The 17,280-nt window shown below is 67.3% G+C and carries 13 protein-coding genes; 6 read left to right on the top strand and 7 right to left on the bottom strand.

Annotated features, from left to right (window positions below):
• Positions 1-13: 13 nt before the first annotated feature.
• Positions 14-1,399 (bottom strand): LLM class flavin-dependent oxidoreductase, encoded by a 1,386-nt coding sequence (locus E3T34_RS09415; RefSeq protein ID WP_134342828.1) that lies wholly within the window; start codon positions 1,397-1,399, stop codon positions 14-16.
• A gap of 291 nt (positions 1,400-1,690) precedes the next feature.
• Here E3T34_RS09415 and E3T34_RS09420 point away from each other — a divergent pair, with 291 nt between their 5' ends.
• From E3T34_RS09420 to E3T34_RS09430, 3 genes are all read left to right on the top strand, one after another.
• A complete protein-coding gene (locus E3T34_RS09420; protein ID WP_134342829.1) occupies positions 1,691-2,161 on the top strand; it encodes a hypothetical protein in 471 nt (156 codons plus the stop codon).
• A 133-nt stretch (positions 2,162-2,294) separates the two neighbouring features.
• A complete protein-coding gene (locus tag E3T34_RS16020) occupies positions 2,295-3,224 on the top strand; it encodes a hypothetical protein (RefSeq protein WP_174722154.1) in 930 nt (309 codons plus the stop codon).
• A gap of 215 nt (positions 3,225-3,439) precedes the next feature.
• Complete coding sequence (locus E3T34_RS09430; protein ID WP_166785876.1) at positions 3,440-5,377, top strand: DUF2207 domain-containing protein; 1,938 nt, start codon at positions 3,440-3,442, stop codon at positions 5,375-5,377.
• Positions 5,378-5,532: 155 nt separating this feature from the next.
• Here the strand turns inward: E3T34_RS09430 and E3T34_RS09435 are convergent, their stop codons facing one another.
• Positions 5,533-6,543: a diacylglycerol kinase family protein gene (locus E3T34_RS09435; RefSeq protein WP_134342831.1), complete on the bottom strand. Its 1,011-nt coding sequence runs from the start codon at positions 6,541-6,543 to the stop codon at positions 5,533-5,535.
• A 489-nt stretch (positions 6,544-7,032) separates the two neighbouring features.
• Between E3T34_RS09435 and E3T34_RS09440 the strand changes: the two genes are divergently transcribed.
• Positions 7,033-7,866, top strand: coding sequence for an alpha/beta fold hydrolase (locus tag E3T34_RS09440; protein ID WP_166785877.1), 834 nt, complete (start codon positions 7,033-7,035; stop codon positions 7,864-7,866).
• Between the two features lie 175 nt (positions 7,867-8,041).
• On the opposite strand, the gene heR is transcribed toward E3T34_RS09440, so the two are convergent.
• Positions 8,042-8,842, bottom strand: coding sequence for a heliorhodopsin HeR (gene heR / locus E3T34_RS09445; protein WP_134342833.1), 801 nt, complete (start codon positions 8,840-8,842; stop codon positions 8,042-8,044).
• A 66-nt stretch (positions 8,843-8,908) separates the two neighbouring features.
• On the bottom strand, positions 8,909-9,499 hold the full coding sequence (locus E3T34_RS09450; RefSeq protein WP_241976752.1) for an MOSC domain-containing protein: 591 nt from the start codon (positions 9,497-9,499) through the stop codon (positions 8,909-8,911).
• Positions 9,500-9,617: 118 nt separating this feature from the next.
• Between E3T34_RS09450 and E3T34_RS09455 the strand changes: the two genes are divergently transcribed.
• Positions 9,618-10,364 (top strand): endonuclease/exonuclease/phosphatase family protein, encoded by a 747-nt coding sequence (locus E3T34_RS09455; protein WP_134342834.1) that lies wholly within the window; start codon positions 9,618-9,620, stop codon positions 10,362-10,364.
• Between the two features lie 43 nt (positions 10,365-10,407).
• Here the strand turns inward: E3T34_RS09455 and E3T34_RS09460 are convergent, their stop codons facing one another.
• The 3 genes from E3T34_RS09460 to E3T34_RS09465 all read right to left on the bottom strand — a co-directional run bounded on the left by E3T34_RS09460 (position 10,408) and on the right by E3T34_RS09465 (position 12,209).
• Positions 10,408-10,608: a hypothetical protein gene (locus E3T34_RS09460; protein ID WP_134342835.1), complete on the bottom strand. Its 201-nt coding sequence runs from the start codon at positions 10,606-10,608 to the stop codon at positions 10,408-10,410.
• A gap of 423 nt (positions 10,609-11,031) precedes the next feature.
• Positions 11,032-11,160: a hypothetical protein gene (locus tag E3T34_RS16745; RefSeq protein WP_255570929.1), complete on the bottom strand. Its 129-nt coding sequence runs from the start codon at positions 11,158-11,160 to the stop codon at positions 11,032-11,034.
• A 68-nt stretch (positions 11,161-11,228) separates the two neighbouring features.
• Complete coding sequence (locus E3T34_RS09465; RefSeq protein ID WP_134342836.1) at positions 11,229-12,209, bottom strand: NAD(P)H-quinone oxidoreductase; 981 nt, start codon at positions 12,207-12,209, stop codon at positions 11,229-11,231.
• Between the two features lie 176 nt (positions 12,210-12,385).
• Between E3T34_RS09465 and E3T34_RS09470 the strand changes: the two genes are divergently transcribed.
• Positions 12,386-17,251 (top strand): NAD-glutamate dehydrogenase, encoded by a 4,866-nt coding sequence (locus E3T34_RS09470; RefSeq protein WP_134342837.1) that lies wholly within the window; start codon positions 12,386-12,388, stop codon positions 17,249-17,251.
• The last annotated feature ends 29 nt before the right edge of the window (positions 17,252-17,280 follow it).

Below are 17,280 nucleotides of genomic sequence, written 5' to 3' on the forward strand. Positions count from 1 at the left end.
CGGTCGCCGCTCGTCACCTAACGGATTGGTTCTCCCCGAGTCGATAATCGGCTCCGTGGTGCTCCTCGGGCAGACGGTCGCCGCGCCCGTGCAACTTGTTGCGTAGAGTGCCCTCGACGTACTCCTCCGGGTAGGCCCCGCGACGACGCAGCTCGGGAATCACGAACTCGACCACGTCTTCGAACGTTCCGGGTGTGATCGCGTAGGCGAGGTTGAACCCGTCAACATCGGTATCGGCGACCCACTCCTGTAGGTGATCGGCAACCTCTTCCGGTGAGCCGACGATGAACGGCCCCAGGCCGCCGATTGCGCCGAGCTTCGCGATGTCACGCACGGTCCACTCGGAGCCGTCATCATTCGCGGCCTGAAAATTTGCCACCGCCGACTGGATCGCGTTGCTCTTCACGTTGCCGATCGGCTCGTCGAGGTCATACCGGGAGAGATCGATGCCCATCCAGCCCGACATGAACACCAGGGCGCCTTCTTCGCTCGCGTAGGAGAGGTAGTCCTGATGTTTTGCGTGCGCCTTCTCGCTGGTCTCGTCGGTGATGATTGTCAGCAGCGTGTAGATCTTCGCGGAGTACCGGTCTCGACCGGCCTGCTCGAGCGCATCCCGGATCTTGCTCACAGTCGCGGTGAGGCCGGACTTGGTCGAAGCGGCCACGAAGATCGCCTCGGCGTTGCCGGCGGCGAAGGCGATACCGCGCGGCGATGCCCCGGCCTGATAGATCACCGGCGTGCGCTGCAACGACGGCTCGGACAGGTGGATCCCCGGCACGGTGAAGTTCTTGCCGTAATGCCCGATCTCATGCACCTTGCTCGGATCGGTGAACACCCCGGTCTCCCGGTCGCGGATGACGGCATCGTCTTCCCACGAGCCCTCCCACAACTTGTACAGCACCTCGAGATATTCGTCGGCGACGTCGTAGCGGTCGTCATGCTCCAACTGGTCTTCATGCCCCATGTTGCGGGCGGCGCTCGGCAGATAACCGGTGACGACGTTCCAGCCGACGCGACCCTTCGTCAAATGGTCGAGCGTCGACATCCGTCGTGCGAACGGGTACGGATGCTCGTACGCTGTACCCGCGGTCACGCCGAACCCGAGGTTCTCGGTCACCGCCGCCATGGCGGAGACGAGCAGAATCGGGTCGTTCACGGGAACCTGGGCCCCGTGCCGGATCGCTGCTTCGTTCGAACCGCCATAGACGTCGTACGTTCCGAGCACATCGGCGATGAAAATGCCATCGAAAGTGCCTCGCTCGAGCAGCCTGGCCAGGTCGGTCCAATAGGAGAGGTCCTTGTATCGCCAGGACTGGTCAAGCGGATGCCGCCACATTCCTGAGGACTGGTGCGCGACGCAGTTCATGTCAAAAGCGTTGAAGCGAATTTGTCTGGGCATGCCACCCATCCTGCGGCGCGGTCGTTGACGGCGCCACAGCACTCGCCATTTGGCGTAACACACGGGGAGCGACGGGCTGAATCCCGCAGATCCGCCCGGAGCGGCGCGGTTTGAATCCCTCGCCGCGCACGAGACCGCCACGCTGCCGCCGACGCTGCTGGCCGCCTGAATCGTACGGGCCACCGGCACGACGACCATATTCGCGCTGCTGTTGACCATCGTCTTCTCGGTCGCCCTTGTATCGGCTCCAGCAGTTCGGGCGCCATTCTCAGCGTGCTCGGCTGGCGCTAAATGTTCAACCTCGTGCTCCTGATCGCCCTCAGCGTGCTCGTCGTGGGCGGCTTGGGGCTGAAGAACGTCACCACTCCGCGCAAGACGCCGATCGATGTGGTCTTGGTCATCCTCTCGGCGCCCGGCTTCGGCAAGCTCGTCTACGGCCTCAGCAACCTGAATGCGGAATCCGGCGGCATCGGCTCGGTTGCGGGCTGGCTGCCGACCGCTCCGGGCCCACCCAACTGCTCATCACGGGCTCCAGCCGCGTTCCTGTGCGGCGCCGTGATCTCGCTGTTCGCGATCCCCGCGGCGTTCTTCATTCGCCGCGCGGCAGCTGCGCCGCGCGGGCGCGGTAGCTGCGCCGTTCCGCGCGTGGCACGCCATCGGCGCAGCGGCGCAGCACGCGCACAGCGAGACCAGGGCCGCCGCGCGGGGCCCGCCGAACCCGGTGTCCCGGCCCGGCTACCCATGACTTTCACAGAATACTGAGCGTTTGTTCAGAAACATGAGACAGAGTATAAGTTTCGTCTGCGCCGTCCCCCGAAAGCGCAGGCCCGCTGCTCAGTGAGTTGGCGCGCGCACGCGTGCGAGCTTGCGTAACACGGAAGTCAAGCGCACATACATGCCCGAAACACCCGAAGAAATCCGCATCCGATTCGCTGCCCAAAATAAGCGAAGCAACAGCATTCCCAGCAGCAACAGCACCACCGGCCCCACCAAGATCAACCGTCCGCACCGCATCGTGCTCATCGCCACCAGTGTGCTCGCCGTCACCGGCCTCGCAGTCGGCGCCGGCTTCGCCGGTCAGTCCGCCTCCGCCACCCAGGACCGTGTCTCGGCCACAACCGAACTCGCCGACAGCACCGGCCTGCACCGTGAACAGCTCGGCGCCTACAGCGCGGTCGCCAAGGCGCACGTCGACAACTCGGCATCCATCACCCTGAACGAGGCCAATCAGGTCATCGCCGCCACCCAGGACAAGGTGGATGCCTCCGGCCTCGCCGCGGTCGCCAGCTCGCTCGCCAGCTACGAGATCCTCCCTCTCGACGAGATCACCTCGCTGACCGCCCAGACCAAGGCCGAGACTGCCGCCGTCACCGCGGCGTCGATCGAAGCCGATCGGGTCGCCGCCGAGGCCGCCGCCGCTGAGGCCGCCGCTGAGGCCGCCGCCGCCGCTGAGGCCGCTTCTCAGGCCGCCGCCGCTGAAGCCACCCGTGCCCAGTCGCTGGCCTCCGGCAACACTCCTGCCGGCGCGCGCGCCACGGCTCAGGCCATGGCCGCGTCCCAGTACGGCTGGGGCGCCGACCAGTTCTCCTGCCTGAACCAGCTGTGGCAGAAGGAATCGGAGTGGAAGTACGACGCCGTGAACTCCAACGGCGGTGCCACCGGCATCCCGCAGGCGTTGCCCGGCAACAAGATGGCGACGGCCGGCAGCGACTGGGCCACCAACGCGACCACGCAGATCGCATGGGGCCTCGGCTACATCAAGGCCTCCTCCTACGGCACCCCGTGCGCCGCCTGGTCTCACTCGCAAGCCAACAACTGGTACTGATGCCCTGACTACCCGTAGCACCAAAGCCGGTCGTCCCCTCGTGGAGGGGCCGACCGGTTTTCTCGTTGCCGGGCTCTCAGCTGTCGGTTCGCATGCACCGAAGGGACCCGTGCTGCACTAGCCTTCGAAGGGCGGATGTTGTGGGGACAGCACGGCTCGGCGCGGTCGACGCCGCATCGAGGCTCCCGGCTCCGACAGAAACAGGGAGCGGCAATATGCACGGGATCGCACCGTCCAGACATCCGTTACGTCGATTCGTGCAGGTCATCGCCGCGCTCGCGGTTTCGGCGGCGCTCGAGCTCGGGATGCCGGCCGTCGGGACGCCCCTGGCCGCGTCGGCAGACACCGGTGACTTCACATTCACCTCCTTCGAGGCCGACTACTACCTCTCCCGTGACGACGCCGGGCACTCCACCCTGCGCACGGTCGAGACGTTCGTGGCGCAGTTTCCGAACTTCGACCAGAACCGAGGCATGGTGCGCCTCCTCCCCAACGACTACAACGGGGTGCCGCTGAACACCACCGTCGAATCGGTCACCGACGCCACCGGAGCCCCCGTCTACTTCGAGACCTATGACCAGGGCTCCGTCACCGAGGTGCCGCTCGGCACCGATGAGTTCGTGCGCGGCCAGCAGACCTACACGATCACCTACACGCAGCAGAACGTGGTGCGCGCGTTCGCCGACACCGACGACGACGAGCTCTACTGGGACACCAACGGCACCGGGTTCGACCAGTCGTTCGGCTCCGTCACCGCGCGCGTGCACGTCGACCCGAGCGTCGCCGAGTTCCTCACCGGCGACACCGCCTGCTATTCCGGGGCCCAGGACGACGGCGCCCGGTGCGAGATCAGCCAGACCACGGATGCCGCAGTGCCCGGATCCACGGGCCAGCTGTTCACCTCGTCCGTGCAGGGTCTCGGTCCGCGGCAGAACCTGACCGTGGCCATCGGCTTTGCACCCGGCACCTTCGTGTCGGTGCCGGCCTCGGCCAGCTACAGTGCGAGCGATTCGGACAACGGCGGGGGAGAACCGGCGACCGGGCTGCTGTTCCTGGTGGCGGCTGTCGGCTTTCTCGGGGTCGTGCTCGCCTTCATCCGTCGCCGACTCGGCCAGCGCGACGCCCGCGGCCGAGGCACCATCATCGCCCAGTACAGCGTGCCGAAGGGTTACAACCTGCTGGAGGCGGGAGACCTTGCGAATCGGTCGAAGACGGCTATCGCCGCAGAGCTTGTGAGCCTGGCGGTGCGCGGCACGGTGCGCATCCTCGACTATCCGGTCAGCGCCGGCGGCGGCGACTACACGCTGCAGCTGCTGACCGTGGAAGGCGTGGACGCTCAGGAGCGAAAGCTGCTGGAGACGCTGTTCCCCCGCCTGACGATCGGAGCGACGCGGGAACTGGGGGTCGCCGACAGCACACTCGCTGCCAAACTGAGCGCGTTCCTCCCCGCCGCGACAGCGTCGGTCATCGAGCGCGGCTGGCGGGCCAAGGTGACCGGCCGCGGCGGCAGGTGGATCGCCATCGGAATGGCCGTCGTGCTGCTGCCGGCCCTGGCCATCCTCGGTGCGGTGGCGCTGATCGACGGCTCCCCGAAGTTCGGCGAGGTGATGACGGTCGCCGTCATCGCAGCGCTGTTCCTCTACCTGGCCCTCTACCTCGCCCAGGGCACGGTGCAGCTCACCGATTCCGGGGCCGATCAGCGCGACTACCTCAAGGGACTGAAGGTCTATCTAGAGCTCGCCGAGGAGGAGCGTTTCCGCATGCTGCAGAGCCCGGACGGCGCGCTGCGGGTCACGATGCCTGCCATGCCGGGTGTCGCTTCGGGGGCGCTGCCGAGCCCGGTGACGGATGCCGTCGAAACACCCGACACCGTCGAAACACCCGACACCGTCGAACTGGTCAAGCTCTATGAGGAGCTGCTCCCCTTCGCGGTGCTCTGGGGTGTCGAACGGGACTGGGCGAAGGAGCTCGTCGTGCTCTACGAGCACGGGGCGCCGGCGCCGGGCTGGATCGTGTCGCAGGGAGGCTTCACCGCGAGCGGCTTCGGCGTCGCCATGAACGGTTGGGTCGCCTCGGTCCTCACCTCTGCCACGGTTCCCGTCAGCTCCGGCAGCGGGGGCGGATACTCCGGCGGCGGTGGCGGCGGCCGTTGACTGCTACCGGGTGTGCAGCCGTCAACGCATCCGTGTCCCGTCGTGCCGGCGCGGATGCCGCGCCGCTTCGCTGGTGGCATGCCATCCGCAGAGCGGCGCACCTCCCGCCCGTCGAGCAGAGTGGAACGGGAAAGGGCGACGGATGTCCGCGCCGCCTACGCGGCGTCGCTCGGCACGCGCAGGGTGAGGCTACCGGCATCCACCCAGGTCTTGAAGGCCACGGCGGTGCCGAACCCGTCGCCGTCGAGTTCGATCTCTTCCGGACGGTTGAGCCGCAGCACGAGCTTCGTGCCGGTGGCGTAGTTGAGCGCGTCGACATCATTGGTGCGCAGTTTGCGGCCCAATACCGTTCGGCTGAGCACGCCGTTCTCCCACAGCACCTTCGACAGAATTTGCAGCCAGCCGCCGAAGCCCTCCGGCTTCAGTACGACCACGTCGAAGAGTCCGTCGTCGAGGGCGGCGTCGGGAATCAACTCGATGCTGGCCGGAAGCGACCCGCAGTTGCCGACCATGATGGTGTGCGCGCGCATCGCCTGCTCGGGCTTCGCGTTGAGCCGGTACCGGAACCGGAGATCGCTGTCGTCCTTGCCGACGGCGATCATGGCTTTCACGTAGGCCAGCCAGCCGGCCTTCGCCTTGAGGTCGTCGTCGGTGTTCGCGAGCATCTTGGCATCGAGGCCGAGCCCGGCCATCACCAGGTAGGCGTGCCGGTCGACCGACCGGTCGGCCCGCTCGATGTCGATCAGGCACACGTCGATCACCTTGTCCTGGCCGGCGAACGCGGCTTGCAGGGCCAGCCCGGTGTCGGCGAGGGGCAGCTGCAGGTTGCGGGCGAGCAGGTTGCCGGTGCCCGACGGCAGCAGCGCCAGTGCGCACTCCGTGCCGTGGACGGCTTCCGCGACGGCGCGCACGGTGCCGTCGCCGCCGGCCACGATGATCATGGTGGCCCCGGCTTCGATCGCCTTCCGGGCCGGTCCCTGCCCCGGGTCCTCAGCTGACGTCTCGAACCACAGCGTCTCCGGCCAACCGGCGGCCGATTGCTGGGCCTCGACGGCGTCCCGGAGCTCGTCGACGTCAACCTTTATGGGGTTGTAGACGACCGCGGCGAGCCGGGGTGCGCTCACGTCATCGGTCAGGTCGTCGTGGTGCAGATCGGTGCTCGTCATGTGGGGTCCGTTCGATGGTGGAAGCTGGTGCCTTCCGTCAATGGGTTCTCACTCATCTAGACGGATGCCGCTGCCCATTTGTCACGCGACCCCGCAGTCGGGCGCCCCTTCCCAGGTGCAGACCCACTCCTTATGCTGGCACCACTTCGCTCGAAAATCACGTTCCTCTCGTTCGCTTCAGGGTGGGAAGACTCTCCTGAACCCCGGCCGAATCTGCCGGGACGCTTTCGGGGGTCCCGCGGCGCGGGTAGTGTCACCAACGGTTCTGCCCAGCCGGCCACGCCAGAGCCGGTTGCTGCCGGGCCGATCGCTGCCGCACCGCTCTCTGCCGCACCACTCTCTGCCGCACCGCTCTCCGCGGAGCCGGCTGACGGCATCCGGAACCGTCGATGAAACGAAAGGGTCAATTCAATGCCCCCCGCGACACAAACACAGAATGTCACCGATGCGCGCACCATGGCTCGGCGAACGGGCACCCTCCTCGGAGGGATGCCCTATTTGAGGTTCGGCACGGGCTCACCGCTGGTGGCCATCCCGGGCCTCACCCAGAACTTTGAACCGACGGTCGGCGTCGAGCGCATGCTTGTGACCCGGATGCTGGCTCCGGTGGCGGCCCGGCATCGCGTGCTCAGGCTGACCCCGCGCCCGGGCCTCGACCCGAACGCCAGCATGGCCGACATCGCCCGGGACTACGCCGACGCTCTGCGCCTGGAGTTTCCGGGGCCCATCGACGTGATCGGCACGTCGACCGGCGGGAGCATCGCCCTGCAACTCGCCGCCGACCATCCCGATGTGGTGCAGCGTCTCGTCGTGGTCTGCGCGGCCTACACCCTGGGGCCAAACGGCAAGAAGGTGCAGCGTCGGGTCGCTGAAGTGGTTCTTGCCGGGCGCCCGCGGCAGGCCAGCCGGGAGATGTTCAGTGTCCTCGGCGACAAGCCCCCGAGTCGGCTGGCAGCCGGCATGGGCTGGATGCTCGGACCCCGCACGTTCGGCAAGGCCAGCCCCGACCTGATCACCACCATTCGCGCCGAAGACGCCTTCAACCTGCGCGACCGGCTCGGCGAGATCGAAGCGCCCACCCTGCTGATCGGTGGTGACCGGGACGGTTTCTACACGCCCGAGCTGTTCCGCGAGACGGTGGCGCGCATCCCCAACGCCCGCCTCATCCTCTACCCCGGCAAGGGGCACATGGCCGCGATCTCAGACCCACGCCTCCTGCCGGACGTCCTCGAGTTCCTCGACGGCTCCGACGCGGGCGGCCGCGCTACGGGTGCCCACTCCCCGAGTGCGCGCTCTGCGGGCACTCGTCCGTCGACGCTGTAGCCGTCGCCTGGCGGGGTCGTTGTTGACCCGGAACGTCGGTGAGACGACAGCTGTCCCTGGCTTCGCCCGGGACGATTACGAGGTGGCGCTGCGGACCGGCTTCGAAGCACGGGGGTGGTGCTTCTGCCGTGCCCGGCACCAGCTTGGGCCCGAGCTGGTCGGCTAAACGATTGCCCTAGGTGAGTGCCGGGATGATCGCGCCGGAGAACACCTGCCAGGCCAGCGCGGTCTTGGCGACCAGGCTCAGCGTGATGTAGGCGCGCTCGCCGCGGAGGTAGTCGCGCCAGCCGCCGACCTGACGGTACTGCAGCACCTGGTTGACGGCGAACGTGTTGAAGAACAGGAAGAGGGAAATAATGATGCCGTAGACGAAAGCCGGCGGTGCGGCCTCGGTGTTCGAGCCGGGGGCGATGAAGTAGGTCAGGATGACGACCCACGGCACCACGCCCACCATCGACCCGAAGATGAAGGGCAGGAACTTGCCGTTGCCGGGTGTCTCGTACTTCTCCTGCAGTGCCCCGAACATGATCATGGCGGCGTTGGCGGCGAAGATCGCGAACAGGGCCGCGATGTCGGTGATGCCGGTGATCTGGGCGATCAGCCAGATCATGATCGAGGAGCTCAGGGAATATTCGACCCAGCGGAAGTAGTTTCGGTTGGCTTTGAGCCCCGCCGCGTAGCGGGGGAAGAATTTCGGCGACGAGATCAGGAAATGGAAGAAGGCCGAGAGCGCCAGGAACGAGACGACGCCGATGCCCACGTTGACGTCGAACAGGGTCACCCGCTCGGGCGGCAGCGGCACGCCGGGAGGAGCAGACAGATAGTCGGCGGTGACGGCAAAGGTGACCTGGGTGCTGAGCAGGGTGAGCACGTATGCGAAGCCCAGGGCCTGCACGAGGTGCAGTGAGCCGGCCACGATGTTGTAGACGCGGAGGCGGGAAATTTTCTGATCGGGGGTGTAGTTCTTGCGTGCCATCGGGGCTCCTCCACAGGTCAGGTGAGGCCGAGACTAGCAGGGTCGCCGACTGCCGTTACCCAAGCGTCAGACCACGCCGAGCGGCAGGTGTTCCCCGGCCGGCAGCCGCACCCGAATCGGGTCCCCGGGAGCGACGCTTCCCCCGGTGACGACGATTCCCATGATCCCCGCCTTGCGGATCACCTGACCGGCATCATCCGTGTCGATCAGCGTCTTCATCAGCCCCTTCTGGTACCCGTTGATCAGTGAGCACGGGTTGCGCAGCCCGGTGATCTCCACGACCGCGTCGGTGCCGAGCCGCAGCCGGGCACCCCGCGGAAGGCCGGACAGATCCAGCCCGCGGGTCGTGATATTCTCGCCCAGCTCGCCGGGGGAGACCTCGAAGCCGGCCCCCCGCAGCTCGTCGAAGAGCTCGGCGGGCATGAAGTGCACCTGGGTGAGGTTCGCCCTGGTCGGATCCTTCACGATCAGGTAGCGGTGCTGCGTCGTGGCTCCGGCGTGAGCGTCGCCCTCCACCCCGAATCCCGCGATCAAACGGATGTCCGGGACCGTCGGCTTGCTGAACGCGTGCCGTTCGTCTCGGCTGACCGACTCCACCGTGGCCGTCACCGTTGCCGTCACTGTGGCCGTCACTGTGGCCGTCGCATCCTGCATCATGCCCCGAGTCTCGCATGAGGGCCGCCGAGAATTCACCCAGCCGATATAGCATTTCTGCGTCGCAAACGTAGGCTAGGTGGGTGTTCAGCGAGCCGAGTCGAGTCGAAAAAGGTCAGTCGTGAAAGTCATCAGCTATAACCTCCGCAAGAATCGCGCCAGTGGTGAGCTCATCGCCCTGGCCGAGAACTACGATCCCGACGTCCTCTGTCTGCAGGAATGCGACACCCTCGAGCTCCCCGAGGAGATCGGTCTCCTGCACCTCGCCGACTCCACTGTGCGCAACCGACTCGGCCTGGCGATCTACTATCGCATGGACCGGTTCACCAACGAGCGCACCCAGACCTTCGCGCTCAAGAAGTCACTGCACGACCGCGTGCTGACCCCCGCGCATGAGCGCCTGATCGGCACCCGATTGACCGACCTCGCCGCCCACCGCGAAATCGTCGTCGCTTCGTTCCACGCCGCGCCGCTCACCGCGCTCAACTCCCTGCGGCGCAACCAGATCCGCACCGCGCACGAAGAACTGCACGTGCTCGGGCCGGGCCTGCCGACCCTGATGGTGGGCGACTACAACTACCCGATTTTCAAGGGGCGCCTCGGCGACCACATCACCCAGTCCGGCTACGACCTCACCCTGAGCGACACCCGAACGTACACGCGCTACAAGTTCTTCCGCGGGCATTTCGACCTGGCAACCTCCATCGGGCTGACCATCGACAGTGTCGAGACGCTGCCCCTCGGCACCTCCGACCACCTGCCCATCCTGGTCACTTCCACCTACAGCGACGAGTCGGTGAACGCCACGAATGTGCCGGCCAGCCTCGCCGAGACCGAGCGCGCTCCGGGCGGCGAATTCGCGATCTAAGGGGCGGGGCCTCGACTACTGAGCGTCGAGGGCGGGGCCCCGTCTACTGGGTGTCGCCGCGCGTCCAGAGCAGGTGGGCACGCACCGACAGGGATCCGCCGATCAGGAGGGCCACGCCCGCCATCCAGAGCAGGACGGTGAGGAACGCGTTGGCCGTCACGGCGTTGAGAATGATCAGGGCCACCCCGAAGGCACTGAAACTGAACCCGGCGACGGCGCAGGTGGTGAAGGACCAGTTCTTCATGCGGGTGGTTCCAATCGGGTGGGGATTCGACAGCGTTTACGGTAGCAGGCCCGCGGGGCGCATACCGTGCCTTGCCTGCCCAGAACTAGTGAGTCCGAATCGGTTGGTTGCATCGCTCCCGGATTGGCAGAGCTGACTGCACCGCGCGGACGCTGTTCAGCACGGGCGAGCGCCGGGTTCGGCGTCGAACCAATTCGACGGAGATTTTGGGTGAAATCGCCTTCCAGACTGGGTTTAGGGCAGATTTCGGCAGAATCTCCGTCGAATTCGTTCGGGACGGATGGCTGGCCGACCTCGTGTCGCCGGAGGTCGCCGACAGAGTGGAAGCCGACCAACGTGGAGCAGCTCTGGACCCACGGCGGCATCCTCACTCGGTGTCGGAACTAGCCGTGGCCACCCACTGGCTCTCGGTGTGCCAGTTTCTCAGGTGATGCCGGCCCGCCGGCGCGACTCCGCGTGCTCGCCCATGCGCGCGTTCGACTCCCTGGTGAACTGCTTCCAGGCGTCGAGCTTGCCGGGCAGGATCGGCACGAACAGACTGATGCTGTTCAAAACTCATCCTCCCTTCAGATTGTTTTTCCAGCGCATGTTTCAGTCCCGAGTCCCGAGTCCCGACGGGCTCAATCACCGACCAGCAGAATCTTGCCCACGTGAACGGATGCCTCCAGCCGCCGGTGTGCCTCGGCGGCCTTCTCGAACGGGAAAATGCTGTCGATCACCGGGCGGAAGCGGCCGGACTCGAGCCAGGGCCAGACATCCGTCCTGAGGGCCCGCATGATGGCCGCCTTCTCCTCGAACGGACGGGAGCGGAGGGTGGTACCCCAGTACCGGCCGCGCTTCTGCATCAGATGGAACGGATTGAAGTCGGCGTTCTCGCCGCTCTGGTTGGCGATCACCATGATGCGGCCGTCGACCGCCAGTGCCGCCACGTTGCGGGCCGCGTAGGAGCCACCGATGATGTCGAGGATCACGTCGGCGCCGCGCCCCTCTGTAGCGGCCTGGATTTCGGTGGGGAAATCCTGCTCGCGATAGTTGATCAGGATCTCCGCGCCCAGGCTGCGGCACACCGCCAGCTTCTCGGCTGAGCCGGCCGTCGCGGCCACCCGCGCGCCGGCGAGCACGCCCAGCTGGATCGCGGTGGTGCCGATGCCGCTGGCGCCGCCGTGCACGAGCAGCGTCTCCCCGGCGGCCAGCCCCGCACTCAGGAACACGTTCGACCACACGGTGGCCAGCGCCTCCGGCAGGCCCGCCGCCTCGACGAGGTCCACGGATTCGGGCACGGGCAGGGCCAGGTCTTCGTGCACCACGGCCTCGGTGGCGTAGCCGCCGCCGGCCAGCAGGGCACACACCCGGTCGCCGACCGCGAACCGTTTTGCCTCGGCGCCGACTTCACTGACGACTCCGGACACCTCCAGCCCGGGCCACTGCGGCGCCCCGGCCGGCGACGGGTAGCTGCCCAGCCGCTGCGCGACATCCGCCCGGTTCACGCCGGCCGCGGCGACCCGAATCCGGATGTCGCTGGCCCCGACGGGCAGGTCGCTCACCGTTGTGAGGGTGAGGGCATCGGGGCCGCCGGGGGTGTCTACGATGATCGCGCGCATCGGGTCAGCCTACGCGCGTGCACTTTGCGACTGATCCACGACTGCGCGGTGGTTCGGTCTGTGGAACCCGGCCACGGAATCTACGATGGTAGACAGGGGCGTGGCTGTTGCATGCCTTGGGTCGTACGCACGTGATCCGCAATGACGCGGAGATTTTCTGATGGAGGCTTATTTCAATGACGTCTGAGTCCACCCGCACCGGGAAATCACCGGCAGGCAGCACACTCGACGCTTTCCTGGGCGACTACTACGAGCACCTGGCCGGGGAAGACCGGCAGAACTCCGATGGGGGAACCCTCCGCGAGCGGGCCGTCCACCATTGGCAGGTCGCCCAGAGCCGCACCCCCAGCACCCCGAACATCGAGATCCGGAACGAAGCCGGCCGCAGCATCGTCTACATCGTCACCGACGACATGCCTTTCCTGGTTGACTCGGTGACCGCCGAGCTGGTGCGCCAGCACTCGGCCATCCACCTCGAAGTGCACCCGCTCCTCGTCGTGACCCGCGACCGGAACACCAACGAGCTCCTCGGCGTCACCCGCGTGCACGGAGGCGACGGCGCCCGGCCCGGTGACGTCGACGAGACCGTCACCCAGGTCGAGTCGTGGATCGCGATCGAGATCGAAACCGCCAACGACGAGGCGCGGGCTGCTCTGGTCGCCGGGCTGGCCACGGTCCTCGGCGACGTTCGCGCCGCCAACGAGGACTGGCAAGCCATGCGAACGAAGGCCGTGGAGATCGCCGACGCGCTCGGCGACGTCGCCCACGCCGAGGGCATCCAGGAGATCAAGCAGGCGCAGGACTTGCTGCGCTGGCTCGACCGCGACAACTTCACCTTCCTCGGCTACCGGGAGTACGACCTGGAGACCGTCGACGGAGAGGACGTGCTGAGCATCCGTGACCGCAGCGGCCTGGGGCTGCTGCGCTCCACCGAAGACGGGCACCAGATTCAGCACCTGACGGATGCCGGCCGGCTCAAGGCGCGCGAGCGTAGCGCCCTGGTGATCACCAAGGCGAACTCGCGTTCCAGCGTGCATCGCCCGGCGTACTTCGATTACATCGGGATCAAGAGTTTCGATGCGGACGGCAACGTGCGGGGGGAGCAGCGCTTCATCGGCCTGTTCGCCGCCACGGCGTATACGAGCTCGGTGCGGGACGTGCCGATCCTGCGCGAAAAGGTCGACGCCGTGATGGACCAGGCCGGGTTCCCGCCAGGGTCGCACAGCGGCAAGGAGCTGCTCGGCATCCTGGAAACCTACCCCCGCGACGAGCTGTTCCAGATCGACGTGCCCACCCTGTTCACCACCACGCTGGCCATCCAGCGTCTGCAGGAGCGGCGGCGCACCCGGCTTTTCCTCCGCCCGGATGTCTACGGCCGGTTCATGACCGCGCTGGTCTACTTCCCCCGCGACCGGTACACCACGGCCGTGCGGCTGCGGATCGAGAAGGAGCTGCGGGACACCTTCCACGCCGAGTCCGTCGACTTCGAGGCCCGGATGACCGAGTCCGCGCTGGCCCGGCTGTTCTTCCGCATCCGGTTGCAGAAGAACGACACGGTCGGCGTCGTCGACGCCGTCGCGCTGGAGCACCGGCTGGTGATGGCGGTGCGGTCCTGGCCCGAGGGGATCGGCGAGAAACTGCGCGAGAGCCACCCGCTGGACGAGGCGGAGCGCCTCTCCGAACTCTGGTCGGAGGCGTTCCCCGCCAGCTACCGGGTGGATTACGAGCTCGAGGAGGCCGTGCAGGACATCGGGCGATTCGAGGCCGGCGCCGCGGCCGCCGCCGCGGCGGCGGCCGCCGGGACCGGGCCGATCCGGCCGGCGCTGAACGTGTATCTTCCGACCGGCACGGGCGCCGGTGACACGGTCATCGACGCCGACGACGGAAGCACCGCAGGACGCGGCGTCACGGCGGAGGATGCCCGGATCAAGCTCTACATGATGGAGCCCAAGAGCCTGAGCCAGATCCTGCCGTTCCTGCAGAACCTCGGCATCGAGGTGCTCGACGAGGTGCCCTTCGAGATCGAGACCGCCGACGGCCGCGCGTTCTACCTCTACGACCTGGGCTTGAGCTACCCCGAGGGTGTGGACCCGGTCGCGACCGGCGCACTCCTGGCCGACTCCTTCGGCGCCGCCGTCAGCGGGGCCATCGAATCGGACGGCCTCGACCGACTGGTGCTGCGGGAGGGCATGCCCTGGCACCGGGTCGTCATCCTGCGCAGCTACGCCAAGTACCTGCGCCAGGCCGGAAACACCAACTCCTACGGCTTCATCGCCGATACCCTGCTGGCAAATCCGGCCGTCACCCGAGGGCTGGTGGCGCTCTTCGAGGCCCGGTTCGATCCGGAATTGGCCGAGCCGGAGCGCATCCGTCGCAGCCTGCAGGTCAAGGATGAGCTGACGGCGGCCATGGAAGCGGTCACCACGCTCGACGCCGACCGGGTGCTGCGCACCCTGATCAACCTGATCGAGTCGTCGCTGCGCACGAACTTCTTCCAGGACAAGCCCTACCTGAGCATCAAGCTCGACCCGACCACGATCGAGCTGTTGCCGTTCCCGCGGCCGAAGTACGAGATCTGGGTGTACTCCCCGCGGGTGGAGGGCGTACACCTCCGCTTCGGCAAGGTGGCCCGCGGCGGGCTGCGCTGGTCGGACCGGCGGGAGGACTTCCGCACGGAGGTGCTCGGCCTGGTCAAGGCGCAGACGGTCAAGAACGCGGTGATCGTGCCGACCGGCGCCAAGGGCGGGTTCTTCGCCAAGCAGCTGCCCGATCCGGCGCTGGACCGCGCGGCCTGGATGGCCGAGGGCATCGGGAGCTACAAGACCTTCATCCGGGGGCTGCTCGACCTCACCGACAACCTGGTGACCACGGCGGAGGGGGAGCGGCTCGTGCCGCCCGCCCGGGTGGTGCGCCACGACGACGACGATTCCTACCTGGTCGTCGCGGCTGACAAGGGCACGGCCACCTTCTCCGACATCGCCAACGGCGTCGCCGCCGAATACGGTTTCTGGATGGGCGACGCGTTCGCCTCCGGCGGCTCGATCGGCTACGACCACAAGGCAATGGGTATCACCGCCCGCGGCGCATGGGAGTCGGTCAAGCGCCACTTCAGCGAACTGGGCGTCGATACGCAGGCCGAGGACTTCACGGTCGTCGGCGTGGGCGACATGTCCGGCGACGTCTTCGGCAACGGCATGCTGCTCTCGGAGCACATCCGTCTGCTGGCGGCCTTCGACCACCGGCACATTTTCCTGGACCCGAATCCGGATGCCGCGCGCTCCTTCCAGGAACGAGCGCGCCTCTTCGCCCTGCCACGGTCGTCGTGGGCGGACTACGACACCAGCCTGATCAGTGCCGGCGGCGGGGTCTTCCCGCGCCAGGCCAAGGTGGTGCCGATCTCCGCCGAGGTGCGCACCGCACTCGGGCTGCCGGACGGGACGGTGCGGCTGAGCCCGCCGGAACTGCTCCGCGCCATCCTGGCCGCCCCGGCCGACCTGCTCTATAACGGCGGCATCGGCACCTATGTGAAGGCCAGCAGCGAGACGGCCGCGCAGGTCGGCGACAAAGCGAACGACGCCATCCGGGTCGACGGCCGGGATCTGCGGGTCAAGGTCGTCGGCGAGGGCGGCAACCTCGGGATGACCCAGCTCGGGCGGATCGAGGCGGCCCTCACCGGCGTGATCCTGAACACCGACGCGATCGACAATTCCGCCGGGGTGGACTGCTCCGACCACGAGGTCAACATCAAGATCTTCGTCGACCGGATGGTGGCCGCCGGCAAGTTGGCCGAGTCGGAGCGGTCGGAGTTCCTTGCTTCCATGTCTGACGAGGTGGCGCGGCTGGTGCTGGAAGACAATGTCGACCAGAACATCCTGCTGCTCAACGACCGGGCGAAGGTGACCACCTGGAGCCCCAGCTACGAACGGCTGATGGACTGGCAGGAGGCCTCGGGCGACCTCAAGCGCGAGTTGGAGGCGCTGCCCACCACGGCGACGCTGCGGGAGCGCCTTGAAACGGGCCAGGGCCTGACCTCACCCGAGCTGTCCGTGCTGGCGGCCTACGCCAAGATCGATCTGGCGACCACGCTGCGGGACAGTGACCTGCCCGACGACCCCTGGTTCGGCCGAACCCTGCGCCGGTACTTTCCGGTGCAGCTGTCCGAGCGCTTCGATGCCGAGCTCGACACGCATCCGCTGCGCCGCGAGATCATCGCCACCGTCGTCGCGAACGACATGATCAACCTCGGCGGCGTGACCTTCGCGTTCCGGGCTATGGAGGAGACCTCGGCGAACCAGGCCACGGTCGCGAAAGCCTTCGTCGCGCTGCGGGAGATCTTCGAAATCGACGTGCTCGTGGCCGAGGTCAACGCCCTGCCGTCGTCGTTCCCGACCAAGCACTGGACGTCGATCCACCTGGACATCCGTCGCCTGCTCGACCGGGCCGTGCGCTGGCAGGTCAACCAGGGGGCGTCGCGACCGGTGGGCGAGGTGGTGGCCCAGTACAAACCGCAGATGGACCTGATGCGCGCCCACCTGGAGGATTACCTCAAGGGCGGCGACCTCAAACGCGTGCAGTCCCTGCTGGAGACCGCCCAGGAGTGGGGCGTTCCGGAGAACCTCGGTCGCCGGTGGGCCGAACTCTTCGAGGCCTTCGCCCTGCTGGATGTGGCGCAGATCTCCGCGCAGGTCGATGAGCCTCTGGCCGACGTCGCCGGCGTCTACTACACGGTCTACGACCGGTTCGGGGTGGACAACCTGCTGGAGCGCATCACCGTGCTGCCGCGCAAGGACCGCTGGCAGGCCCTGGCCCGCGCCGCCCTCCGCGACGACCTGTACTCGACGGTCGCCGATATGACGCGGGCGGTGCTGAAGGAAACACATGCCGGCCACGCCGACGCCCGACTGCTCGCCTGGGAGGCGCTCAACGCGGAACAGTTAGGACGGGCTCGCAGCGTGTTCGAGGAGGTCAACGCCCTCGGTCAGGACGACATGGCGTCCCTGTCCGTGGTTGTGCGGCTGCTGCGCTCGATCGTGCGCCGCTGACCTGCCGGCTGCGGACATCCGTCGCTGCG

The sequence above is a fragment of the Cryobacterium sp. TMT1-62 genome (genome assembly GCF_004403145.1).
GTDB classification, from domain to species: Bacteria; Actinomycetota; Actinomycetes; order Actinomycetales; family Microbacteriaceae; genus Cryobacterium; species Cryobacterium sandaracinum.

Bases quoted from the DNA above. Each gene is read 5' to 3' on its own strand.
- E3T34_RS09415 (WP_134342828.1), bottom strand. From the start codon at position 1,399: ATGCCCAGACAAATTCGCTTCAACGCTTTTGACATGAACTGCGTCGCG.
- E3T34_RS09420 (WP_134342829.1), top strand. From the start codon at position 1,691: ATGTTCAACCTCGTGCTCCTGATCGCCCTCAGCGTGCTCGTCGTGGGC.
- E3T34_RS16020 (WP_174722154.1), top strand. From the start codon at position 2,295: ATGCCCGAAACACCCGAAGAAATCCGCATCCGATTCGCTGCCCAAAAT.
- E3T34_RS09430 (WP_166785876.1), top strand. From the start codon at position 3,440: ATGCACGGGATCGCACCGTCCAGACATCCGTTACGTCGATTCGTGCAG.
- E3T34_RS09435 (WP_134342831.1), bottom strand. From the start codon at position 6,543: ATGACGAGCACCGATCTGCACCACGACGACCTGACCGATGACGTGAGC.
- E3T34_RS09440 (WP_166785877.1), top strand. From the start codon at position 7,033: ATGCCCTATTTGAGGTTCGGCACGGGCTCACCGCTGGTGGCCATCCCG.
- heR (WP_134342833.1), bottom strand. From the start codon at position 8,842: ATGGCACGCAAGAACTACACCCCCGATCAGAAAATTTCCCGCCTCCGC.
- E3T34_RS09450 (WP_241976752.1), bottom strand. From the start codon at position 9,499: ATGATGCAGGATGCGACGGCCACAGTGACGGCCACAGTGACGGCAACG.
- E3T34_RS09460 (WP_134342835.1), bottom strand. From the start codon at position 10,608: ATGAAGAACTGGTCCTTCACCACCTGCGCCGTCGCCGGGTTCAGTTTC.
- E3T34_RS09465 (WP_134342836.1), bottom strand. From the start codon at position 12,209: ATGCGCGCGATCATCGTAGACACCCCCGGCGGCCCCGATGCCCTCACC.
- E3T34_RS09470 (WP_134342837.1), top strand. From the start codon at position 12,386: ATGACGTCTGAGTCCACCCGCACCGGGAAATCACCGGCAGGCAGCACA.